The following is a 21,924-nucleotide window of genomic DNA, read 5'->3' as shown; positions in this document are numbered from 1 at the left end:
GACCGATGACCGTCATTCCACCGCGCCGGCCAGCTCTACGCCCAAGCCCAGAAGGAGATTTCATGACAAGCACCTCGGCAGACGTCGTCGTTCTCGGTGGAGGACCGGGCGGCTACGCCACCGCACTGCGTAGCGCCCAGCTGGGTCTGTCGGTGATCCTCATCGAGGAGGGCGGCGTCGGCGGCACGTGCCTGCACCGTGGCTGCATCCCAACCAAAGCCCTGCTACACGCGGCCGAGATCGCCGACAACGCCAGAGCGGCAGCACAATTCGGCGTGAATGCCGCATTTGACGGCGTCGACCCGGAGCGGCTGCACGCGTACAAGGACAGCGTGGTCACGCGCCTGCACAAGGGCCTGCAGGCCTTGCTGCCCGCACAAGGCGTCACGGTGCTCACCGGCCGCGGCCGCCTCACCGGCCCGAACACCGTCGACGTCAGCGGCCAGACGGTCACCGGAAGCGCGATCGTGCTCGCGACCGGTTCCGCACCGAAACCGCTGCCCGGCATCGAGATCGGCGAGCGGGTGATCACCAGCGACCAGGCACTCGAGTTGCAGTCGATCCCGCAGCGTGCCGTGATCCTCGGCGGCGGCGTCATCGGCGTCGAATTCGCCAGTCTGTGGGCATCGTTCGGCACCGCGGTCACCGTCGTCGAAGCCGAAACCCGACTGGTCCCGCACGAGGACGAGACCGTCTCCAAACATCTCGAACGCGCCTTCCGTCGCCGCAAGATCACTGCCAAGACCGGCGCTCGTGTCACCGGCGTCGAGCAGTCCGGCGGCGGCGTGGCGGTCGCACTCGAGGGCGGCGCCGTGCTCGAGGCCGACGTGCTACTGGTCGCTGTGGGCCGCGTACCCCGCACCGAGGGGCTGAATGAAGCCGGCATCGCGCTGGACCGCGGGTTCGTCGTGACCGACGACCGGCTGCGCACGACGGTGCCCACCGTGTACGCCGTCGGTGACATCGTGGCGGGCATCCAACTCGCGCACCGCGCATTCCAGCAGGGCATCTTCGTCGCCGAAGAACTCGCGCAGCGCAATCCGGACCCGATCGACGAGACCGGCATCCCGCGCGTCACCTACTCCCGACCCGAAATCGCGTCGGTCGGCCTCACCGAGGCTGACGCGCGCGTCCGGTTCGGCGACAAAGTCGAGACAGCCAGTCACGACCTCGCGGGCAACGGCAAGAGCCAGATCCTCAAGACATCCGGCACGGTGAAGCTCGTGCTCGCACCGTCGGGCGCGGTGGTGGGCATCCATCTGGTCGGCGAACGCGTCGGTGAACTGATCGGCGAAGCGCAGCTGATCTACAACCTGCAGATCAAGCCAGGCGAGGCGGCGAGGTTCGTGCACGCCCACCCGACGCAGAACGAGGCGCTCGGTGAGGCACTGATGGCCGCTGCGGGAATGCCGCTGCACGGGCACGGCTGACCGCCTACATTTGGGCGGCATGATCGATTTCTCGGATCTCAAACGCCGCATCGTGCACGCCACGCAGCGCCGAGTCGTCAACCCCGTCGGCCGCCAGCTACCGATCACCATGCTTGAGACCATCGGCCGCAAGTCCGGTCAACCTCGGCACACCGCGGTCGGCGGCCGGGTGATCGACAACCAGTTCTGGATGGTGTCCGAGCACGGCGACCGCTCGCACTACGTGCTCAACATCAAGGCGAATCCCGCTGTGCGCGTGCGCGTCAACGGCAAGTGGCGCACCGGTGTCGCCCATCTGCTTCCTGACGACGACGCGGTGGCTCGGCTGAAGAAGCTACCGGCGCTCAACAGTGCGGTGGTCCGGGCCATGGGCAGCGACCTGCTGACCATCCGCGTCGACCTCGACTGACATGGCCTTCGATCCCCAACTCACCGACCGCATACGGGAATTGGTCGCCACCGAACGCGGCGTCGACGAGAAGCGGATGTTCGGCGGCCTCGCGTTTCTGATCAACGGCAACATGTCGGTGGCCGCCATCCGTGAGGGTGGCCTGATGGTGCGGGTGCCGATCGAGGAGTCCGCACAACTGCTGCGCCGGGACCATGTCGAGCCGATGGTCATGGCGGGCCGAGAAATGCGCGGCTGGCTGCGCGTGCATCCCGACGGCCTGAAGACCAAGCGCCAACTGCAGGGTTGGGTCACGCGTGGCGTCGGTTTCGCCAAGAGCCTTCCGCCCAAGTGAGGATGTTTCCACCGCCGGGCGGCCGGGTAGGCGCAGAGACATGTCGACCACGCAGCGGGACCTGGTTCGCCGGCTGCTGAACACTGCCGGGAACACCTACGCCGAGCAGGCAGGTATCCGGATGGCCGACAAGCCGATGCCGCTGTTCGAACTGCTGGTGTTGTGCATGCTCGCCAGCAAACCGATCGACGCAGGCATCGCCACCCAGGCCGGCCGCGAATTGTTCCGCAGCGGGCTGCGCACACCCCACGCCGTGCTGGCTGCCGAGCGACACGACATGATCCGGGCGTTCGGCCGCGCGCACTACGTCCGCTACGACGAGAGCTCGGCTACTCGACTGACCGACATCGCCACGACGGTCGATGATCGCTACCACGGTGATTTGCGGCGGCTCGCCGAGGCGGCTGACCGCGATACCGCCGCCGCGAGGCGGTTGTTGAAAGAGTTCAAGGGAATCGGTGACACCGGCGCCGACATCTTCCTGCGTGAAGTACAGGACACCTGGACGTGGGTGCGGCCGTTCTTCGACGACCGTGCGTTCGGCGCTGCACGCGACCTCGGTTTGCCCGGCGACCCGGCCGCGTTGGAACGGCTGGCAGCGGGCAGGACAGCGCAGTTGGCCGCGGCGCTGGTACGGACGTCACTGGATGACGATCTGCGCGCCGAACTGATGCGACCACCCGCCCACGTCACCGCCTGAGTTCGGCGCAATCTCATCCGTTTACCACCACCCTGACAGAATCGTCATTAACATAGGGACGCCTGGCAACGAAGGGTGGCACTGGTAGATGCTGACCGCAGTACGAAAAATCCTCAGCTTCCAGATGACGATCGCCGAATGGATCGGGACGGCGATCATCCTGGCGGTCCCCTATCTGATCATCGGGATGGTCTGGTCGCTGACCCACACCGAACATTTGCGCGGGATGGGCCGGGTCGACGCCGTCGTGTCGTTCCTCGGCTCGATCGTGTCGTGGCCGGTACTGCTGTTCAGCAACGTGTGCATGAGCTGACGGGACGCGACGCACATGTCGGTCGGGGACACCACACACACCAACCGGATTACGGTCAGCAGACGCACGGCTCGTTGGGATGACGGCCCGGTCACCATTGCTGACGCCATGGATTTCTGGGCTTTCGCAGCCGGGGCCGCGAATGTCATCATGCAGCTGGCCCGCCCCGGCGTCGGGTACGGCGTCGTCGAGAGCAAAGTCGACTCCGGCAATCTGCTCAAGCACCCGTGGAAGCGGGCCCGCACGACATTCCAGTACCTCGCCGTGGCCATCCTCGGTCGCCCCGAAGACCGGGTCGCCTTCCGGGAGGCCGTCGACGTGGCACACCGCCAGGTCAGGTCCGGGCCGGCAAGCCCCGTGCGGTACAACGCGTTTGACCGCGACCTGCAGATGTGGGTGGCGGCCTGCCTGTTCGTCGGGTTGGAGGACACGTACCAACTGCTGCGCGGTCAGATGACGGCCGAACAGGCCGAGCAGTTCTACGCGTCGGCCGCCACGCTCGGCACCACGTTGCAGGTCAGCGCCGAGCAGTGGCCCGCGACCCGGGCCGAGTTCGACACGTACTGGGACACCGCATGTGAGCAGGTCGCCGTCGACGAGGTGGTCGCGCGGTACCTGCGCGATCTGGTGAACCTGAAGATGATCAACCCCCTGTTGCGCTTGCCGTTCCGGCCGCTGCTGAAATTCCTCACGGCGGGCTTTCTGGCCCCGGTTTTCCGCGACGCGTTGGGCCTGGGCTGGGGCCGCGGTCGGCAACGGCTCTTCGAATGGCTGTTCCTGCTGGTCGCGTTCGGCAACCGGTTCCTGCCGATCTTCATCCGGCAGGGCGGCAGCTTCCTGCTCCTGGCCGACGTGCGCCGCCGGGTACGCACCGGCCGGCCGCTGATTTGAACGACTTTCGCAACATGCGACGGATCCTGAGCCGCAAGGTCAGCCTGGAGCAGCCGACCGTGACCGAAGCCGCGCCGCGACCGCCGCGATATACAGCCACAACACCGTGCCGACGACCCACGTCGGCATGTAGTTGAACGTCGTTGTCTCGGCACCGGAATTCAGCCCCAGGTAGACGACGACCCCGAACACTGCCAAGCCCACCGCCGCCGATACCAGCGCCCAGAGCCGGTCCGCGGCATGCGCAAAATAGCGGGCGAACGCGATACACCCGCACGTGATGGCCAGAAAGCCGATCAGACCGGCGATGCCGTGCACTTTCGCCGGCACGCTGAGCTCATCGGCTCCCGGGTAGCCGTCCGGCGCTCCTGGCGGGAACCCGAAGCCGGGATCGGCCGGATTGAGGCCGACCACGACGCTGCCCAGCAGGCCGTAGACGGCCACGCATACCGCGGCGGATGTCCCGCCCGGCGCCCCTGCCGTCCCTCGCTTGACACCGACGGCGAAAGCCACCATCAGCAAGCCGTAGACGATGAAGTCGGCCGTCTGCACCCAGCCCAAATCACCAAGGGCGAGCATCGAATTGCCGTGCCGGGTGACGTCGAAGCCGGGCCTGGTGAACGCGAGCGTCAGGGAGACCACGGTGATCAGCAGGCCACCCACGATGCCCGCGGTCAGCAAGCCCGCCGTCACGGGGTCTCGGCGCCGATGCGCACCTGTGGTCACGAATTCTGGACGCTACCGCGATCAGGGCACGCGCAGTTGACTAGGGTCAGGCGCCGTGAAGGCTTGCATGGCGATGCGAACGGCGGTCCTCGTCTCGGCGACGGTAACCCTCGCCGGGTGTACCTCCGGAACCGTCGTCAACACCGGCGACACTCCCCAGCAGACCGCGCCGTCCACGACCGCGCCGGTTCCTCAGTTCGGCACCGCGAACCTGGTGAACGCGGCCGACTATGCGTCCCCGGTGGACGGCCGCACCGCGTACTACTTCAGCACCCCGAGCGGACGATGGCTGTGCGCGATCCTGCCCCGTGACCGCGCCGGTTGCGAATCGGCGAACGGATTGGACTCCCGTATCGGCATCACCGGGGCACCGGATGTCCTCGTCGACGGCGAGCCCACCACCCCCAACGCGATCGTGGTGGACCGCGATCACGACGCCGCGTTCGTGGTGCTACAGGAAACGCAGTTCTCGTTGGACACCGCCGCGGTACTGCCGTTCGGCAAAGTGCTTGCGGTGGCCGGTTTTCGGTGCAATGTGCAGGAGGAGACCGGGGTGTCGTGCGTGCGCGAACTCACCGGCAAAGGTTTCACCTTCTCCGGCGACGGTTACACCCTGCAGTACACCGACGTCCCTTAGCGAGGCTCATGATCCGGATCGGCACATCGGGGTGGTCGTATGACCACTGGAACGGCGTGCTCTATCCGCCCGGCACGCCGACCGCCAAGCGGCTCGACCGCTATACCGAAGCCTTTGACACCGTCGAACTGAACGCAAGCTTCTATCGCTGGCCCAAGGACACCACGTTCGCCGGCTGGAGGCAGCGGCTACCAGCCGGTTTCACGATGTCGGTCAAGGCGCATCGGGGTTTGACGCACTACCGCCGGCTACGCTCGCCGGAGCCGTGGATCGAACGGTTCGAGCGCTGCTGGACCGAACTCGGTGACCGCGGCGAAGCTCTGCTGGTCCAACTCCATCCCGCGATCGAACGCGACGACGATCTGCTCACCGGCTTTCTGACGGCGATGCCCGATCGCATCCCGGTGGCGATGGAGCTGCGGCACCGATCCTGGCACGACCCCGCCGTGTACGAACTGCTGCGCACACACCGGGCCGCCTACGTCGTGATGAGCGGGCCGGGACTGGTGTGCGACCCCGTGGCCACGAGCGACCTGGTGTACGTCCGTCTGCACGGACCGGAGCAGGCCGCGATGTATGCCGGTTCCTATCCGGACGACCAATTGCACTGGTGGGCCGATACGATCGGGCAGTGGGATGCCGACGGCCATCGCGTCGTCGTGTACTTCAACAACGACCTCGGCGGTCACGCCGTGCGCAACGCCGGAAAGCTCAAGGAGTTGTTGGCGCGCGAGTAGGCTGAGTCGGCATGACAACATCGTCCACATTCGCGATCATCGGTGGCGGCCTCGCCGGCGCCAAGGCTGCTGAAGCGCTGCGGGACAACGACTTTGACGGTCATGTCGTGTTGTTCGCCGCGGAGGACAAGTTGCCCTACGAGCGGCCGCCGCTGTCCAAGGAGTATCTGGCGGGCAAGAAATCCCTGGAGGATTTCACCGTAGATTCCGCGGCGTGGTACCGCGACCACCAGGTGGACCTCCGGCTGGGCACCGAGGTCACGGCCGTCAACCCCGCCGACCACACCATCACCCTGCTCGACGACACCACGATGAGCTACGACAAGTTGCTGCTCGCCACCGGGTCGGCGTCGAAACGCCCGCCCATACCCGGCACGGACGCGGCCGGCGTGCACTATCTGCGCACGATCGACGATGCCGCCGCCTTGAATTCCGCGCTGTCGGAGGGTTCTTCGTTGGCCGTCGTCGGCGCCGGCTGGATCGGCATGGAAGTCGCGGCCAGCGCCCGTCAGCGCGGCGTGAACGTGACGGTCGTCGAAACCGCTAGGCTGCCCCTGCTCGGCGCGCTCGGTGCCGAAGTGGGCGCGATCTTCGCGCGCCTGCACCGCGACCACGGCGTCGACTTGCGCCTGGAGCAGACCGTACAAGAGGTCACGACCGAAGGTGGCACCGCGACCGGGCTGCGACTCGGGGACGGATCCACCGTCGCGACCGACGCCGTGTTGATCGCGGTGGGCGCGGCGCCCAACATCGGCCTGGCCGAACGCGCCGGGCTTGCCACCGGCGACGGTGGCGTACTCGTCGACGCCGCATTGCGCACGAGCGATCCTGACATCTATGCGGTCGGTGACATCGCCGCCGCACACAACCCCCTGTTCGGCGTGCGTATCCGCACCGAACACTGGGCGAACGCCCTCAAGCAGCCGGCCGTGGCCGCCGCCGGGATGCTCGGCAGGACGGCCCAATATGACGAGCTGCCGTATTTCTTCACCGACCAGTACGACCTCGGCATGGAGTACGTCGGCCACGCGCCCCGTTATGAGCGTGTCGTGTTCCGCGGCGACGTGGACGGTCGCGAATTCGTCGCGTTCTGGCTCGACGCCGACAACCGCGTGCTCGCCGGGATGAACGTCAACGTGTGGGATGTGCTCGACGACGTCAAAGCCCTGATCCGCTCGCGTGTCGCGGTCGACCCCGAGCGCCTGGCCGACACCGGCAGGCCGCTCAACGCCGGGTAGCTGTGCGGGCAAAACGCATCCGCCGCGAATGCGGGTGCGGTTCAACAATATTGTCGTCACCGTAGCGGTCGGCTGTAACGTGCAGGAGGCGCCGTGGCGCGGCGTGCGGAGCTGAGTCGCGCCAGAATGAGCCGACAGTCAGGAAGGTGAGTCTGCAGTGAACGTTGCCCCCGACGAACTGACCGGCACCGAACAGGCGGTTCTCCTGGTGCTGATGGCCGAGTCGCGTCCGGTTCCCAATCCGGACCTGGAGCGCCTGGGCCCCAAACTCGACAAGCCGGGTCGAGTGCGGCTCAACGAGTTGGGGTTGATCGAGACGACGACCGGCCGGCCCCTCGTCCATGAATTGACCGACTCCGGCTGGGCACTGTGCCGGGAACTGTTCGGCTCCCCCACCCCGGCGCGGTCCACCGGCCAAGGCAGGGCGCTTTACACCGTGCTCGGTGCCCTCGGCCGCTACTTTGACCGAGCCGACCTCGCGCCTGCCGATGTGTTCCTGCCGCAGGCGCCGCCCGAGGATCAGTTGCGGACCGCCTACACCCGGCTCGCCGCCCGTCCCGGCGGCTGGGTGAGCCTGGTCCGGCTGCGCGAGGCAGTACCGGAGCTGGCCCGCGACGCGGTCGACGCGGCGCTGGTCAATCTGTACCAGCAGCCCGGCGTCAGTCTCATACCCGAGGAGAACCAGAAGGTGCTGACCGCTGCCGACCGAGCCGCCGCGATACAGATAGGCGACCAGAACAAACATCTGATGGCGATCGAGTCCTGATGGAACTACAGGAACGCGAAGCGCTCAGCGCGCTGCGACTCACGTGGGCGCCGACCGCCGACGATCTGTGGCATTCCCAGGGCGCCCTGCACGTCGGCGGGCTGCACGACCGGCCGATGGCCGATGTCATGGCCGCATTCGGCGATGCCGCACGCGACGCCGATTCCAGCCCGCTCGGCGTCGTCGTACGCGGACCCGCCGGCTCGGGCAAGACCCACCTGCTCGGCCAGGTACGCGAACAGGTACAAACGGCAGGCGGATTCTTCTTCCTGGTGGAGCTTCTCGACGCGGCCAGCTTCTGGCAGTCGGCGCGGGCCGGAATTCTCGAAAGCCTCGGCCGCCCCGGATCCGAGCGCGAAACCCAGCTCAAGGACCTGCTGTGGGAGCTGTCCTCGATTGCCCACATCTCCCGGGCCAACCGCAGGGCGGTCATCGGCGACGACGAGCTGACGCCCGACGTGCTCACCGACTTCGTCAACGCACTGCACAAGGCGCGTCGGCAGACCGTCAAGCGGGCCCACCACACGCTGCGCGCGATGGTGCTGCTTGCGGCAACCGATCTCGAACTGCAGGACATCGGCGAGGCTCATCTCATCGGGAACGTGAATGCCAACGACGACTTCGGCCGCGGCGAACGCGACGTGTGGGGCCTGCCTGCGCCGACCCTGACTCCGCAGGAATCGGTACGCGACATCTCCCGGCTGATCGCCCTCGCGGGACCTGCCGTCCTGGCGCTCGACCAGATCGACACGCTGTTGGCACAGTCACCCGAACGCACCGACAACGCCGGCGACCAGCCGGACGCCGACAGCCGCGATCTCGAGCACGTCGCACACGGGCTGATGTCGGTGCGGCAGACGATGCGCCGCACCGTCCCGGTGGTCGCCTGCCTGCCCGCTGCGTGGGAGGCCATCCAGGACCGGGCGACCGCCACGGTTCAGGACCGGTTCCGCACCACGGGGCTGTTGCAGGGTTTGCCGACCCCTGATGTCGGCCGCGCGATCCTGGAACGGCGGTTCACCGCCAGCTACAGCGCCGTGGGATTCTCCGCGCCGTACCCCAGTTGGCCGATCCTGCCGTCGGCCTTCGATGAGGCGACGCAATACACGCCGCGGCAGTTGCTCAAGCGAGCGGACGCACACGTGCGCCGCTGCCTTGAGCGCGACACCGTCGAGGAGCTGGCGCGGCTGACGGGTGAGGTCGCCGAACCGCATGAACGGAACGCCGGTGACGCGCCGCGCGGCGACACCGGCGAGCTCGACCGCCGGTTCGCCGAATACCGTCGGCGCGCGGTTCCTGCCGCGGCACTCGATCCCGACGGTGAAGACACCACGATGCCCGGCCTGCTGTCGGCGGCGCTGGAGGCCTGGATCACCGAACTCGGCGAAGCTGAGCAGGCATTCCGCCCCGACCCACCGCCCGGCCAGCGCGTGGTGCTGCACGCCCGGCTCCGGCAGAGCCTCGACGCCGCCACCGACGACGAGCGCCACTGGGCGTTTCGCGCCGTTTCCTCGGGCAACGCCGTCGCTGTCCAGAACCGTATCCGGAAGGCTTGGGAGGCAACCGGTTCCAACCCGGACCGGCGCAGACTGTTCCTGCTGCGCAACAACCCGTGGCCCAAGGGCGCCAAGACGGCCGCGATGATCGCCGAGTTCGAGGCGGCGGGCGGACGCGTGCTGCAGATGAGCGACGACGACCTGCGCACGATGACGGCGCTGCGCGACCTGATCGCCGACAACCATCCCGACCTGCCCGAGTGGTTGCGAAAACGCAGGCCCGGCCACGGGATCGCGCTGCTTCGCGCCGCGCTCGGCGACGTCGCGGGCGACGAGGCGCCGCCGATGCCCGAAGTCGTCGACGAGCCCGTGCACGACGAGGAACCGGCCCCGGTAAACGTGGAGCACTCACCCACCGCGGTGACCCTTGGCGTCGACGCGACCACCGGGCAGCCGGTCTCGGTCGACCTGGCCGCGCTGCGCAAACACACCGCGATATTCGCCGGGTCGGGATCGGGCAAGACCGTGCTGATCCGGCGGCTCGTGGAAGAGTGTGCGCTGCGCGGTGTTTCGTCGATCGTGCTCGACCCGAACAACGATCTGTCGCGGTTGGGCAGCCGGTGGCCCGAGCCGCCACCCGGCTGGAATCCTGCCGACGACGCCCGCAGCGACGAGTACCTGTCCAATACCGAGGTTGTGGTGTGGACACCGCGCCGTGCGACGGGACGGCCGTTGTCGTTTCAGCCGCTGCCCGATTTCGCGAGCGTGATCGACGACGCAGACGAGTTCTCCGACGCCGTCGAATCCGCGGTCGCGGCGCTGGAACCGCGGGCACTCATCGTCGGAAACACCGCAAGGGCCAACCGATCTCGGGCCGTGTTACGTGAGGCGTTGCGGTTTTACGGTGCCGGGCGCTCGGTGACGTTGAGCGGTTTCATCGATCTGCTGAGCGACCTGCCCGACGGCGTCAGCGCGTTGGGCGGCGCGCACAAACTGGCCGCCGAGCTCGGCCAGAACCTGCGTGCCGCAACGGTCAACGATCCCCTGTTCGGTGGCGCCGGTACCGCGGCCGATCCGGGTGTTCTCCTGACCCCGTCACCGGGTTACCGGGCGCGGGTTTCGGTCATCAGCATGGTCGGCCTGACCAGCGAGCAACAACGCGAAGGATTCGTCAACCAGTTGCAGATGGCGTTGTTCGCCTGGATCAAACGCAACCCGGCGGGCGATCGACCGCTCGGTGGGCTCATGGTGATGGACGAGGCACAGAATTTCGCACCGTCGACTCACATGACTGCCTGCACCCACAGCACGCTGGCGTTGTCATCGCAGGCCCGCAAATACGGGCTCGGTCTGGTGTTCGCCACGCAGGCTCCACGAGGCCTGCACAACCACATTCCGGGCAATGCGGCCACCCAGTTCTACGGGCTGCTCAATTCGCCGGCGCAGATCGCGGTGGCCAGGGAGATGGCGCGGGTGAAAGGCGGCCTCGTGCCCGACATCAGCCGACTGCGCTCCGGCCAGTTCTATCTGGCCTTGGAGGGCAACGCCTTTCACAAGATCCAGACGCCGTGGTGTCTGTCGCTCCACCCGCCGAGCCCACCGACGACCGATGAGGTGCTGACTCTCGCGCAGCGGGAGTTGGCCGCGCGGTAGGAGCCCAAAACGAGCGTGGGCCCCGTGCACGCAAATCTTCGAAAAAGCGTGCGCGGGGCCCACAGTCGTGTGCGACGGATCAGGGCTGCTTCTGGCCCGGGATTCCCTCGTAGGCGATGTCGCCGGTCTTCAGGTTCTGCTCGGTGAGCTCGACCAGACCGTCGAGGAACTTCTGCCGTTCGGTCACCACGTGCTGGATCGCGACGTCGACGTTGTCCTTGGTGATGGCGGGCATGACGTAGACCGGGTCGGTCTTGACCTGCTCGCCCTTCACCAGTGCGTCGGCCACGGCCAGGCCGGCCGACAGCTCGACCGTGCCGTTCTGCAGTGAGGTGCCGATGAATTCACCGCTCTTGACGGCGTTGAGGCCATCTTCGATGCCGTCGATGCCGACGATCGGCACACCGGTGCGGCCGGCCTCCTTAAGCGCCTGCAGAGCGCCCAGCCCCATGTCGTCGTTCTGCGACACCACACCGTCGATCTGGTTGCCGAAGGACGAGATCCAGTTCTTCATCTTGTTGACGGCCTCGTCGCGCTTCCAGTTCGCGGTGTCCTTGGCCAGCACCTTGATGCCGGGGTACTTGGCGAGCACCTGGTCGATGCCCTTGCCGCGGTTGATCTCCCCGGATCCGCCCAGCGGGCCCTGCAGGATCACGATGTTGCCCTTACCGCCGAGGCGGTCGGCCATCATCTGCATCTCCTGCGCACCCGCCGCCACGTCGTCGGGCTGCACGTTGCCCGCCAGGTCGGGGGTCTCCAGTGCGGCGTTCACCGCGAGCAGCGGAATGTTCTTGGCCTTGGCCGACGCGACCTGCGGGCCGAGCGAATCCGCCTGCACCGGAACGACGATGATGGCGTCCACGCCCTGGTTGATCAACGAATCGACCTGGCTGGCCTGGGTGGACACGTCGTTGTTGGCCGAGTTCCATACGAGCTCGATGTTCTTGGCCTTGGCGTAGGCGTCCATGCCCTCTTTGCCTTCGGTGATGAACGAGCTCATGTCGTACACCGTGACGCCGATGCGGGTGGTGTCGCTGTTGGCCTGGGGGTCGCCGGCACCGCACGCCGTCATGCCGAAGCCCAGCACTCCGGCCGACGCAATCGCGGCGACCTTGGTCGTAAGTCTCATGTGTCTGGTTCTCGCTCTCTTATCGCCAGTGGAAATCAGTGGTTACGGCTGCTTCTGCCCCGGGATGCCCTCGTAGGCGATGTCGCCGGTCTTGAGGTTCTGCGCGGTGAGCTCGGAGAGCCCGTCGAGAAACTTCTGCCGCTCGGTCACCACGTGCTCGATAGCGACGTCGACGTTCTCCTTGGTGATCGCCGGCATGATGTACACGGGTTCGGTGTTGACCTCTTCGCCCTTCGCGAGCGCGTTGGCGACAGCCAGACCCGCGGACAGTTCGACGGTGCCGTTCTGCAGTGAGGTGCCGATGAATTCGCCGCTCTTGACGGCGTTCAGACCGTCTTCGATGCCGTCGATGCCGACGATCGGCACACCGGTGCGGCCGGATTCCTTGAGCGCCTGCAATGCGCCGAGACCCATGTCGTCGTTCTGCGCGACCACGCCGTCGATCTGCGGTCCGAAGCCCGAGATCCAGTTCTTCATCTTGTTGACGGCCTCGTCGCGCTTCCAGTTCGCGGTGTCCTTGGCCAGCACCTTGATGTCGGGGTACTTGGCGAGCGTCTGCTCGATGCCCTTGCTGCGGTCGAGCTCACCGGACTGTCCGAGCGGGCCCTGCAGGATCACGATGTTGCCCTTACCGCCGAGACGGTCGGCCATCATCTGCATCTCCTGCGCGCCCGCCGCCACGTCGTCGGGCTGCACGTTGCCCGCCACATCGGGGCTGTTGAGCGCGGCGTTGACCGGTACCAGCGGGATGCCCTTCGCCTTGGCCGATGCCACCTGCGGGCCGAGCGAATCCGCCTGCACCGGAACGACGATGATGGCGTCGACACCCTGGTTGATCATCGAGTCGACCTGGTTCGCCTGGGTGGACACATCGAGATTGGCCGAGTTCCAGACCAGTTCGATGTTGTTGTCCTTGGCGTAGGCCTCCATGCCTTCTTTGCCCGCGGTGATGAACGAGCTCATGTCGTACACCGACACGCCGATGCGGGTGGTGTCACTGTTGGCCTCGGGGTCGCCAGCGCCACACGCTGTCATCCCGAAGCCCAGCACGGTGGCCGAGGCAACCGCGAACATCTTCGTTCCCAGTTTCATGTGCCTTCTTTCCTTTGTTTCCAGTGGTGTCGGATGCGTGATGCCGGATGCTGCGCCGTCAAGTTCGGCGCCGGGACGACCACACGTCGACGGCGACGGCCGCGACGATCAGCACGCCCTTGATGACGTCCTGCCAGTAGGCCGGGACGACGAGAATGTCCAGGCCGTTGTTGAGTGTCTGAATCATCAGCAGGCCCAACGCGGTTCCCCAGATTGTGCCGCGCCCGCCCATGAGGCTCGCCCCGCCGATCACGACCGCCGCGATCGCGTCGAGCTCGTAACCCTGCCCGAGGTTGGGCGGCCCGGAGATGACGCGCGACGCGAGCATGACACCGGACAGGCCGGCCAGCAGGCCCGAGAACGCGTACACGCTGAACAACACGTTCTTGGCGTTGATACCGGCGATCTCGGCGGCGTTGCGGTTACCGCCGACGGCATAGACGCGCATGCCGTAGGTGGTGCGCTTCATGATGATGGCCAGCGCGACGATGCCGACGATCATCAGCAGCACCGGAATCTGCAGCCCGAGGATCTTGGTGTTGGCGATCGCGCCGAATTCGGCGGGCAGCCCGTTGATGGGTGCACCGCCGCCGATCACGTACGCCATACCCGAGCCCGCGGTCAGCGTGCCCAACGTCGCGATGAACGGCGGAACGTTGATGCGCGACACCAGGAAACCGTTGATGCAGCCGACGGCCAGCCCCACGAGCATCGCGACCAGAACCGTCATCCAGACCTGGCCGGGGTTAGCCTTTGCGGTTGCCGCACCGGCCATCGCCGACACCGCGATCACGCTGCCGACCGACAGGTCGATGCCGCCGGTCAGGATCACGAGGGTCTGCCCGAGCGCGATCAGCGCGAACGGGGCCGCCGCCACGAGAATGGTGACGAGGTTGTCGGGTGTGGCGAAACGTGCGCTGCGGTAACTGAAGTACGCGATGACCAGCAGCATCACGAACACCATCGCGTAACGCACCGCGATGCCGGCGAACCAGTCCTTGGAGAACAGGCGGACCGGTTCACCGGTGGTTGCCGAGACGACCGTGGCTCCGGACGAATCCGGCACCGCGTCTTCCGGTTTGAGTTGTGTGGTCACGATCCGATCTCCTGGCTTGTCTGTTCTTCTTTGGCATCGAGGGCGGTGGCCAAGCGGAACACCGACTCCTGAACCTCGGGATGGTCGAGGGCATCGCGGTCGAGCTCGCCGACGAGGAGGCCTCCCCGCATGACGAACGCGCGGTGCGACAGCCCCACCACCTCCGGCATGTCCGAGGACGCCATCACCACCGCCATGCCTTGTGCGGCGAATTCGGTGATGATGCGGTAGATCTCGCTGCGCGCGCCGACGTCCACGCCGCGCGTGGGCTCATCGAGCAGCAGGACGTTGACGTCCCCGGTCAGCCAGCGAGCCAGAACCACTTTCTGTTGATTGCCGCCCGACAGCGTCCCGACTTCCTGTCCGAGGCCCCGGCTGTGCAGCCGCACCGAGGACATCACGTCCGAAACCGCCTGGGTGCGGGCCTTGCCGCGCAACCAGCCGGCCACGCTGAACGACGACAGCCGCGGCAGCGTGCCGTTGTCGAGCACGCTCATCGACAGCACGGCCCCCGACAGCTTGCGATCCTCGGGCACCATCGCCATACCGGCGGTGATGGCCGCGGCCGGCTGGTTTCGCTTGATCGCGCGGCCCCGCACGATGACGTCGCCTGCTGAGCTGTGGCGTGCCCCGAAGATCGCCTCCAGCAGTTCGGTGCGTCCGGCGCCGACAAGGCCCGCCAACCCGACGATCTCACCGGCCTTGACGGTGAACGACACTGGGCCGGAAGCGCCTTCGACCTGCAGGTCGCGCACCTCGAGCACGGTGTCGGTGCCGGGGTTCGGACGTTCGGGGAAAAGCGTGTCGAGTTCGCGGCCGATCATCGCGGTGACGATGTCGTCGTCGGACACGCCGTCGATCGGCTTGTCGAGGATCAGCCCGCCGTCGCGCAGTACCACCACGCGGTCGGCGATCGCGCGGATCTCGGCCATCTTGTGGGTCGTGTACACCATCGCCACGCCGCGGTCCCGCAGCTGGCGCACGATCTTGTAGAGGCCTTCGACCTCGCGCTCGGAGATCGCCGACGTCGGCTCGTCGAGCATCACGACTTTGGCGCCCGTACGCGCGGCCTTGACGATCTCGACGATCTGTCGCAATCCGACCGGCAGGCTGCCCATCCTGGCCGTCGGCGAGATCCCGACGTCGAACACCGCGAGGGTCTCCTTGGCCTCGGCGATCATCGCCCGCCGGTTGAGGAACGGCCCACGTTTGAGTTCGCGTCCGACGAAGAGGTTTTCGTAGACGGTCATGTCCTCGATGGAGGCCAGCTCTTGCGGGACGATGGCCACGCCGTGTTTGACGGCGTCACGCGTGTTGCCGGTCGAGAGGTGGTTGCCCTGCACCGAAACCGTGCCGTGGTCGGCGCTGTACTGACCGGAGACGATCTTCATGAGCGTCGACTTGCCCGCCCCGTTCTCGCCGGCCAGCGCCGTCACGGTGCCCGGTTCGAGCTGCAGCGTGATGCCTTTGAGCACCGGGACGCCACCGAAACTCTTCTGGATGTCGGTGCATTCGAGTAAGGCTGTCATGCCGAACTCCCCACGGTGACGAGGACTTTCACGTTCTCCGCGTCGGCTGACGCGGTGAACGCCTTGGCGGAATCTTCGAAATCGAACTCAGCGCTGATGAACTCGTCGATCGGGACGGCGCCAGAGGCCAGGAGGTCGACGGCGGCCGTGAAGTCCTCCCGGACGTACATCAGGTTGCCGATCAGCGCCAGTTCGCGGTCCTGGATCAAGCCGAGCGGCACCGGAGTCGCACCCTCGGCGACCCCGACGATCATCACCGCACCGCCCTTGTCGACCAGTTCGACCGCCTGCGCGACCGAGCTTTCGCGCGACACGCAATCGATCACCACCGCGGCCGGTCCGCCGAGCAGCTCGAGCGCGGTCGCGACGGCGTCTGGAGCGGCCGGGTCGAACGTGCCGGCGGCGCCCAGCCGCTGTGCCCTGGCCCGTTTCGATTCGAGCAGGTCGGCGACCACGACCCGGGCGCCCGCGTGCTGCGCCGCGAGCAACGTGAACAGGCCGATGGGGCCTGCGCCGATCACGACGACGGGCCGGTCCCTGAGATCGCCGACGACCTCGGCGGCGCGCCGGACGGTGTGCACCGGCGTGGCGAGCGGCTCGATCAGGATCGCGTGGCGGTCGTCGAGGCCGTCGTTCAGTGCGACCAGCCGGTCCGCGCCGATCACGAACGTATCCGCAAGCGCACCAGGCGTTTGGCAGCCGAACACCAGAAGCTCGCGGCAGATGTTGTAGCGACCGGCCCGGCACTGGGTGCACTGGCCGCAGGCCAGGTTCGGCTCGATCGTGACGCGCGCACCGATCCACGATTCGTCGACGCCGGGGCCGACGGCCTCGACAACTCCCACCGCCTCATGACCCGGCCGGTAGGGCAGTTCGATGAAAGGATGGCGGCCGCAGGCGGCGTGCAGATCGGAGCCGCAGATACCGACCACCGTGGTACGCACGCGCGTCTCGCCCGGTCCGGGCTCGGCCAGGGCGACCGTCTCGATGCCCACGTCGTCGAGTGCGTTGACGACGACTCTCCTGTTCACCGCGCCGGCCTCTACCATGCGGTGTACCCGCCGTCGGCGACCAGCACCGAACCGGTGATGAACGAGGCCGCGTCACTCGCGAGGAAGACCACGCTGGGCGCGATCTCCTCGGGCATGGCGTAGCGCAGCATCGGGGTGTCATCGATCCAATGCCGCTTGAACTCCGGCTTGTCGACCGGCGCCATCTCGGTCTTGCAATAGCCGGGCGCCAGCGCGTTGACCCGGATACCCAACGGACCCCATTCGGCGGCAAGCGATTTGGTGAGGTGGTGCACCGCGGCCTTGGACGCGTTGTAGGCCGGCTGCATCTGCGGCCGGTTGACGATCATTCCCGACATCGACCCGATGTTGATGATCGAACCGCTGCCGCGCTCACGCATGTGCGCACCCACGGCCAACGAACAGGCCCACAGTGCCTTCACATTGAGATCGAACACGTCGTCCCACTGCTGCTCGGTGACCGACCAGGATTCGCCGTGATAGCACGTGCCCGCGTTGTTGACGAGGATGTCGAGATGCCCGAGCGCCGAGATCGCGTCGGCAGTCATGTTCTCGACGTCGGCCGCGCGCGTGATGTCGGCGGTGATGGCGTGGAACTTGTGGCCTTGGGCGGCGGCTTCGGCGACGACCTTCTCGTTGCGCTCTGCGCTGCGGCCCGCGATGGCTACCTGCGCACCCGCCTCGGCAAGGCCGAACGCGAACGCAAGTCCGAGGCCCTGGTTGCCGCCGGTGACGAGGGCGGTGCGGCCGGTGAGATCGAAGGGCGAACTCCGCACGCGTGGAGCATTGGAGATATCTGTCATGACGGATTCACAATCGACTTGAGGCTGGCGGGGTCGGTGTCGCTGTCGAGCGCATCGGCGACATGGTCGAGGTCATAGCGCCCGGTGACGAGCGCGTCGAGGTCGACCGCGCCGGACGATACGAGATGGATTGCGGCAGGCCAGGTGTCGGTGTACCGGAACACCCCGGTGACGGTGATCTCCCAGTTCTGGATGTAGCCGACCGGCAACGTCACGTCGTCGGCTCCCATGCCGACGAGCACCACCTTGCCCGCCGGTCCGACCGCCTTGATACCACTGACCACCGCGGGCGCGGCACCGCTCGCGTCGACGAATGCGTCCACCTTCGGATCGAGCGCGGCGACGTCGTCGACCGTGGGGTCGAGCACCTCGGTCGCGCCGAACTGCAGTGCGCGTTCACGACGCGATACCACCAGGTCCGACACGACGATGCGCGACGCGCCGAACGCCCGCGCGGCCTGTGCGCAGATCACGCCGATCGGACCGGCGCCCGCGATCAGGATGGACGAGCCCGGGACGATGCCGGCTTTGCGCATCGTGGCGATCGCCACCGACAGCGGCTCGAGCAGCGCCGCGGCGTCGTCGGACATGGAATCCGGTACGGGGTGGGCCATGTCGTCGTCGATCGTGACGTAGCGGCAGAACGCGCCGTCGACGGGCGGCGTGGCGTAGAACTTCATCTCAGGGCACAGGTTGTAGCGCCCCGCCGTGCACTGCTTGCAGCGACGGCACGGATGCTGCGGTTCGACCGCGACGCGCTGGCCCACGCGTCCGGGGTCGACGCCGTCGCCGACAGCGGCGATGCGCCCGGACAATTCGTGCCCGAGGATCATCGGGTCCTCGACCACGAAATCGCCGATGCGGCCGTGGCGGTAGTAGTGCACATCGGATCCGCACACCCCGACCGCGGCGACCTCGACCAGCACCTCGCGCGGTCCCGGTGTCGGCACCGGCCGGTCCTCGACGACGAGGGTTCCCACACCGGTCATCACGCTGGCGCGCATGGTGCCGGGGGAACCGGCTGCGACGGCGTTCATGTCATATCCCTTTCTCTATCCCAGGCGTTTCGGCGAGCAGCGCCCGTCCGACCACCATGGCCTCGACGCCGGCCGTAACACACAGCGGCGCAATATCTTCGGTGATCCCTCCGTCGACGATGACGGGCAGCCACACGGCGCACGCCGCTGCGACATCCAGTCGCTCGGGATGGCAACGGTCCTTGGTTCCCGGCTCGATCAGCATCACCAGCGCACCGTCCGGGGTGGCCGGCCACGGTGGCGGCAGGCCATCGCTCCAGCCCGTCCATTCCTCCCAGACCGCAATCCAGGCCGTGCTGCCCGCATTTCGGATATCGGCCGCCCGCTGCTCGTCGAATGCCGTCCAGGGAAGAAACACCCGACCCGGGCGCATGTCCAGGAGCGCAGGCAGCATGTCGTCGGCGAATTCGGCGGAACCGATCAGATGCACATCGAATTGCGACGGCTCGAGCCTCCTCGAAATGTCGTTGAGCTCAGCGAGACTGACTCCGGCGGGCAAACCTTCACCGGCGTCCATCATGTCGACGTGCACGGACATCCCGGCTCCGGCGAGTTCGCGGGCGAAGGCGATGCGCTCCGATGGCGGTGCGGCATAGACGGATCCGGTGAGCATCCCGGGATATCCGGTGTGCCATGGCGCGATCACGATTGGCGCCCCGAGTCCAGCAGGGGCGAACGCGCCACCTCGGCCCAGCGGCCCCGGACCGCTGACAGGTCACGGCCCGTACGGCGCGGTGCGACGCGGGTGTGCACCTGCGGTTGCCAGCGCTTGGCCAGATCGGTCAATCCGGCAACGTCCAACTCCCCCGCCACCGCGGCGGCCTGAACGCAAGCGCCGCGGGCGGTCGCCTCGTCGGCGTCGAGCACGCACACCTCGTCGTCCAACAGATCGGCCAACAACTGCAGGGTGGCCGTCGAGCGTGCCCCGCCGCCGACGGCGACGGCTCCACCGCTGACGTCGACACCGCACGCGCGCAGGTTGTCTCGCGCACTCATCAGCGACAGCAATGGGCCCTCGACGAATGCGCGGGCCAGTTCTTCGCGGGTGGTGTGCGACGTGAGGTCGACGAACGCGCCCCGCGCCGAAGGACGATCGGGTTTGCGCTCACCGTCGAGGAACGGCACCAGCACCGGGCCGGGGCTGTCGCCAGCGGTGAGCGCAAGCTCGGCCAGGCCGGCGAGATCGGTGCCGAGCAGTCGGGCCGCGACATCGCCGACGCGCGCCGCGTTGAGCGTGCTGACGAGCGGCAGATAGCCACCGGTGAGGTCGGCCACGCCGTCGACCATTCCGGTGGGGTCGAAAACCGCTGTGCGCGAAGATGTCGCGACGACACCGGACGTGCCGATCCCGATGTACTGATCGCCGTCGTTGAGGCCGAGCCCGAGATAGGCGGCGTGTTGGTCACCGCCGCCCGGGCCGACGATCACGTCGACGGCGGCGTCGAGCCCGAGCTCTTGGGCGGCCACGGGCCGCAGCGTCCCGGCCGGCTCGCACGGGCCCAGCACGGTGGGCAACATGTGCGGCCAGTTCCGTGGCCCGCCCGCCAGCTCGAGGTACTCACCGATCCACTGTCCGGCTTGGGTGTCGAAGTAGCCGGTTCCGGAGGCATCGGAACGGTCAGTCACCCGGGCACCGGTCAGCCAGTACGTCAGGTAGTCGTGCGGCAAGAGCATCGAGGCACTGCGTTCGAGTACGGCCGGCTCGTGTTCGGCGATCCAGGCGAGCTTGGCGATCGTGAACGCCGCCGTCGGCATCGACCCGATGCTGTCGATCCAGCGCTGCGCGCCGATGCGGTCGACGAGCGCGGCCAGTTGGGACGACCCCGTCGTGTCGTTCCAGAGCTTGGCTTTCCGCAACGGATTTCCGTGCTCGTCGAGCAGTACCAGCCCGTGACACTGTGCGGCGACCGAGATCGCCTTGATGACGGGCATCTGCGCGCAGCGGCGCAACGCCGCGCGGGTCGCCGAGACGAAAGCCGACACCCACTCCAGCGGATGCTGCTCGCTGCTCGGCGGAAACGCCGGCGGATGCCCGGCCGAGCCGTGCCCCAGCAGGCGGCCGCTGGTCAGCTCCCGCACCTCGACCTTGCACGACTGGGTGGACGAATCCACCCCGAGCACAGCGAGTTCGGTCATGTGCGCACCACCGGAGCGTCACCGGCCGCGTGTCCGCGGGCCCCGACCCCGCCTGCCGGGTGACTGTCGACGACGTCGCGCACCGTGTGGCCGCGCAGTGCCATCGCCACGACTGCCAGCGCGTCGCCCCAGGCGCCGACCGCGAGGGTGCTCGCCATGGCGATCATGTCGCCGGGGTCGGCGTCGGGCGCGGTCGGCGGCAGCGCGACGACCGTTCCGGCCGCTCCCGCGAAGGGAGAATCAGGACTCTCGGTGATCGCAACCACCGCGACTCGCCTGCCGGTCAGCCGCTCAGCCAACCGGGTGAGCTCGCCGGACTGCCCGGTCTTCGAAATGGCGAGCACCAGGTCGTCTTCGGTGATCGCACCCATGCCGCCGTGCAGGGCATCCATCGACGGGAGGTACACGGCGGGAGTGCCGCACACCGACAGCAGGTGAGCCAGCCGTTCGGCCATGATGCCGGACGTCCCCGAGCCTGTGGTGACGACTTTGCCGGTGATCGCGAGCATGCGCCGAGCTATCGCAACGACATCCGATTCGACGTGTCCGGCCAGCGCGGCAACCGCAGCAGACTCCCGGGATAACACCACGCCGGCCAGCGTCGCCAGGTCGGTGTCATCGGTCCGCATGCGCGTTCTGCCTCCTCGGCTGGGTCGCTCATCTGTCAACCCACCCACTCATCTGATGGTTTGTGATGTGGATCATGCAATGCTCTATGCTCATATGTCAACGCGACTGCAC

22 protein-coding genes are annotated in these 21,924 nt (G+C 67.3%); 11 read left to right on the top strand and 11 right to left on the bottom strand.

Annotated elements, in window-relative coordinates; translation table 11 throughout:
- The first annotated feature begins 62 nt into the window (after positions 1-62).
- From lpdA to ACRCUN_RS26145, 6 genes are all read left to right on the top strand, one after another.
- Positions 63-1,430: a dihydrolipoyl dehydrogenase gene (lpdA, locus tag ACRCUN_RS26170; RefSeq protein WP_462144522.1), complete on the top strand. Its 1,368-nt coding sequence runs from the start codon at positions 63-65 to the stop codon at positions 1,428-1,430.
- Positions 1,431-1,449: 19 nt separating this feature from the next.
- Positions 1,450-1,839 (top strand): nitroreductase family deazaflavin-dependent oxidoreductase, encoded by a 390-nt coding sequence (locus ACRCUN_RS26165; RefSeq protein ID WP_462144521.1) that lies wholly within the window; start codon positions 1,450-1,452, stop codon positions 1,837-1,839.
- A gap of 1 nt (position 1,840) precedes the next feature.
- Positions 1,841-2,173, top strand: a complete 333-nt coding sequence (locus tag ACRCUN_RS26160) for a TfoX/Sxy family protein (protein ID WP_462144520.1) — start codon at positions 1,841-1,843, stop codon at positions 2,171-2,173.
- A 40-nt stretch (positions 2,174-2,213) separates the two neighbouring features.
- Complete coding sequence (locus ACRCUN_RS26155) at positions 2,214-2,873, top strand: endonuclease (RefSeq protein WP_462144519.1); 660 nt, start codon at positions 2,214-2,216, stop codon at positions 2,871-2,873.
- An 88-nt stretch (positions 2,874-2,961) separates the two neighbouring features.
- Positions 2,962-3,186 (top strand): hypothetical protein, encoded by a 225-nt coding sequence (locus ACRCUN_RS26150; protein ID WP_462144518.1) that lies wholly within the window; start codon positions 2,962-2,964, stop codon positions 3,184-3,186.
- A 15-nt stretch (positions 3,187-3,201) separates the two neighbouring features.
- On the top strand, positions 3,202-4,077 hold the full coding sequence (locus ACRCUN_RS26145) for an oxygenase MpaB family protein (protein ID WP_462144517.1): 876 nt from the start codon (positions 3,202-3,204) through the stop codon (positions 4,075-4,077).
- A gap of 39 nt (positions 4,078-4,116) precedes the next feature.
- On the opposite strand, the gene ACRCUN_RS26140 is transcribed toward ACRCUN_RS26145, so the two are convergent.
- A complete protein-coding gene (locus tag ACRCUN_RS26140; protein WP_462144516.1) occupies positions 4,117-4,803 on the bottom strand; it encodes a DUF998 domain-containing protein in 687 nt (228 codons plus the stop codon).
- Positions 4,804-4,876: 73 nt separating this feature from the next.
- Here ACRCUN_RS26140 and ACRCUN_RS26135 point away from each other — a divergent pair, with 73 nt between their 5' ends.
- The 5 genes from ACRCUN_RS26135 (at position 4,877) to ACRCUN_RS26115 (ending at position 11,330) form a co-directional block, all read left to right on the top strand.
- Positions 4,877-5,440 (top strand): hypothetical protein, encoded by a 564-nt coding sequence (locus ACRCUN_RS26135; protein ID WP_462144536.1) that lies wholly within the window; start codon positions 4,877-4,879, stop codon positions 5,438-5,440.
- A gap of 8 nt (positions 5,441-5,448) precedes the next feature.
- A complete protein-coding gene (locus tag ACRCUN_RS26130) occupies positions 5,449-6,177 on the top strand; it encodes a DUF72 domain-containing protein (RefSeq protein WP_462144515.1) in 729 nt (242 codons plus the stop codon).
- 11 nt (positions 6,178-6,188) lie between these two features.
- Entirely contained in the window at positions 6,189-7,415 is a 1,227-nt protein-coding gene (locus ACRCUN_RS26125; RefSeq protein ID WP_462144514.1) for an NAD(P)/FAD-dependent oxidoreductase, read from the top strand.
- A 157-nt stretch (positions 7,416-7,572) separates the two neighbouring features.
- Positions 7,573-8,181 carry a hypothetical protein gene (locus ACRCUN_RS26120; protein WP_462144513.1) on the top strand — a complete coding sequence of 203 codons (609 nt, stop codon included), beginning with the start codon at positions 7,573-7,575 and terminating at the stop codon, positions 8,179-8,181.
- Positions 8,181-11,330, top strand: a complete 3,150-nt coding sequence (locus ACRCUN_RS26115; RefSeq protein WP_462144512.1) for a helicase HerA domain-containing protein — start codon at positions 8,181-8,183, stop codon at positions 11,328-11,330. The genes ACRCUN_RS26120 and ACRCUN_RS26115 overlap by 1 nt, the downstream gene beginning before the upstream one ends.
- Before the next feature lie 79 nt (positions 11,331-11,409).
- Here ACRCUN_RS26115 and xypA read toward each other — a convergent pair whose 3' ends face one another.
- The 10 genes from xypA to ACRCUN_RS26065 are packed head-to-tail and all read right to left on the bottom strand — an operon-like array spanning position 11,410 to position 21,812.
- Positions 11,410-12,459 carry a sugar ABC transporter xylitol/L-sorbitol-binding protein XypA gene (gene xypA, locus ACRCUN_RS26110; RefSeq protein ID WP_462144511.1) on the bottom strand — a complete coding sequence of 350 codons (1,050 nt, stop codon included), beginning with the start codon at positions 12,457-12,459 and terminating at the stop codon, positions 11,410-11,412.
- A gap of 42 nt (positions 12,460-12,501) precedes the next feature.
- Positions 12,502-13,551, bottom strand: coding sequence for a sugar ABC transporter xylitol/D-threitol-binding protein ThpA (thpA, locus tag ACRCUN_RS26105; RefSeq protein ID WP_462144510.1), 1,050 nt, complete (start codon positions 13,549-13,551; stop codon positions 12,502-12,504).
- A 58-nt stretch (positions 13,552-13,609) separates the two neighbouring features.
- Positions 13,610-14,647 carry an ABC transporter permease gene (locus ACRCUN_RS26100; RefSeq protein ID WP_462144509.1) on the bottom strand — a complete coding sequence of 346 codons (1,038 nt, stop codon included), beginning with the start codon at positions 14,645-14,647 and terminating at the stop codon, positions 13,610-13,612.
- Complete coding sequence (locus ACRCUN_RS26095) at positions 14,644-16,176, bottom strand: sugar ABC transporter ATP-binding protein (RefSeq protein WP_462144508.1); 1,533 nt, start codon at positions 16,174-16,176, stop codon at positions 14,644-14,646. Before ACRCUN_RS26095 ends, ACRCUN_RS26100 begins: the two co-directional genes overlap by 4 nt.
- Positions 16,173-17,225, bottom strand: coding sequence for a zinc-dependent alcohol dehydrogenase (locus tag ACRCUN_RS26090; RefSeq protein ID WP_462144507.1), 1,053 nt, complete (start codon positions 17,223-17,225; stop codon positions 16,173-16,175). The genes ACRCUN_RS26095 and ACRCUN_RS26090 overlap by 4 nt, the downstream gene beginning before the upstream one ends.
- The gene (locus ACRCUN_RS26085) at positions 17,219-18,010 is read right to left on the bottom strand and encodes an SDR family NAD(P)-dependent oxidoreductase (protein ID WP_462144506.1); all 792 of its coding nucleotides are present in this window, start codon (positions 18,008-18,010) and stop codon (positions 17,219-17,221) included. Before ACRCUN_RS26085 ends, ACRCUN_RS26090 begins: the two co-directional genes overlap by 7 nt.
- Positions 18,007-19,047 (bottom strand): NAD(P)-dependent alcohol dehydrogenase, encoded by a 1,041-nt coding sequence (locus ACRCUN_RS26080; RefSeq protein ID WP_462144505.1) that lies wholly within the window; start codon positions 19,045-19,047, stop codon positions 18,007-18,009. Before ACRCUN_RS26080 ends, ACRCUN_RS26085 begins: the two co-directional genes overlap by 4 nt.
- A gap of 1 nt (position 19,048) precedes the next feature.
- Complete coding sequence (locus tag ACRCUN_RS26075) at positions 19,049-19,693, bottom strand: beta/alpha barrel domain-containing protein (RefSeq protein ID WP_462144504.1); 645 nt, start codon at positions 19,691-19,693, stop codon at positions 19,049-19,051.
- Positions 19,690-21,183: an FGGY family carbohydrate kinase gene (locus tag ACRCUN_RS26070; RefSeq protein ID WP_462144503.1), complete on the bottom strand. Its 1,494-nt coding sequence runs from the start codon at positions 21,181-21,183 to the stop codon at positions 19,690-19,692. The genes ACRCUN_RS26075 and ACRCUN_RS26070 overlap by 4 nt, the downstream gene beginning before the upstream one ends.
- Positions 21,180-21,812, bottom strand: coding sequence for an SIS domain-containing protein (locus tag ACRCUN_RS26065; protein ID WP_462144502.1), 633 nt, complete (start codon positions 21,810-21,812; stop codon positions 21,180-21,182). Before ACRCUN_RS26065 ends, ACRCUN_RS26070 begins: the two co-directional genes overlap by 4 nt.
- Positions 21,813-21,924 lie beyond the last annotated feature (112 nt).

The sequence above is a fragment of the Mycobacterium venezuelense genome, assembly GCF_054919535.1.
The sequence above is the reverse complement of the archived record's forward strand: the minus strand, read 5'-3'. Positions and strand labels throughout refer to the sequence as shown.

Excerpts from the sequence above, each read along its gene's own strand:
- lpdA (WP_462144522.1), top strand. The coding sequence starts at position 63 with ATGACAAGCACCTCGGCAGACGTCGTCGTTCTCGGTGGAGGACCGGGC.
- ACRCUN_RS26165 (WP_462144521.1), top strand. The coding sequence starts at position 1,450 with ATGATCGATTTCTCGGATCTCAAACGCCGCATCGTGCACGCCACGCAG.
- ACRCUN_RS26160 (WP_462144520.1), top strand. The coding sequence starts at position 1,841 with ATGGCCTTCGATCCCCAACTCACCGACCGCATACGGGAATTGGTCGCC.
- ACRCUN_RS26155 (WP_462144519.1), top strand. The coding sequence starts at position 2,214 with ATGTCGACCACGCAGCGGGACCTGGTTCGCCGGCTGCTGAACACTGCC.
- ACRCUN_RS26150 (WP_462144518.1), top strand. The coding sequence starts at position 2,962 with ATGCTGACCGCAGTACGAAAAATCCTCAGCTTCCAGATGACGATCGCC.
- ACRCUN_RS26145 (WP_462144517.1), top strand. The coding sequence starts at position 3,202 with ATGTCGGTCGGGGACACCACACACACCAACCGGATTACGGTCAGCAGA.
- ACRCUN_RS26135 (WP_462144536.1), top strand. The coding sequence starts at position 4,877 with ATGCGAACGGCGGTCCTCGTCTCGGCGACGGTAACCCTCGCCGGGTGT.
- ACRCUN_RS26130 (WP_462144515.1), top strand. The coding sequence starts at position 5,449 with ATGATCCGGATCGGCACATCGGGGTGGTCGTATGACCACTGGAACGGC.
- ACRCUN_RS26125 (WP_462144514.1), top strand. The coding sequence starts at position 6,189 with ATGACAACATCGTCCACATTCGCGATCATCGGTGGCGGCCTCGCCGGC.
- ACRCUN_RS26115 (WP_462144512.1), top strand. The coding sequence starts at position 8,181 with ATGGAACTACAGGAACGCGAAGCGCTCAGCGCGCTGCGACTCACGTGG.
- xypA (WP_462144511.1), bottom strand. The coding sequence starts at position 12,459 with ATGAGACTTACGACCAAGGTCGCCGCGATTGCGTCGGCCGGAGTGCTG.
- thpA (WP_462144510.1), bottom strand. The coding sequence starts at position 13,551 with ATGAAACTGGGAACGAAGATGTTCGCGGTTGCCTCGGCCACCGTGCTG.
- ACRCUN_RS26095 (WP_462144508.1), bottom strand. The coding sequence starts at position 16,176 with ATGACAGCCTTACTCGAATGCACCGACATCCAGAAGAGTTTCGGTGGC.
- ACRCUN_RS26090 (WP_462144507.1), bottom strand. The coding sequence starts at position 17,225 with ATGGTAGAGGCCGGCGCGGTGAACAGGAGAGTCGTCGTCAACGCACTC.
- ACRCUN_RS26085 (WP_462144506.1), bottom strand. The coding sequence starts at position 18,010 with ATGACAGATATCTCCAATGCTCCACGCGTGCGGAGTTCGCCCTTCGAT.
- ACRCUN_RS26080 (WP_462144505.1), bottom strand. The coding sequence starts at position 19,047 with ATGAACGCCGTCGCAGCCGGTTCCCCCGGCACCATGCGCGCCAGCGTG.
- ACRCUN_RS26070 (WP_462144503.1), bottom strand. The coding sequence starts at position 21,183 with ATGACCGAACTCGCTGTGCTCGGGGTGGATTCGTCCACCCAGTCGTGC.
- ACRCUN_RS26065 (WP_462144502.1), bottom strand. The coding sequence starts at position 21,812 with ATGCGGACCGATGACACCGACCTGGCGACGCTGGCCGGCGTGGTGTTA.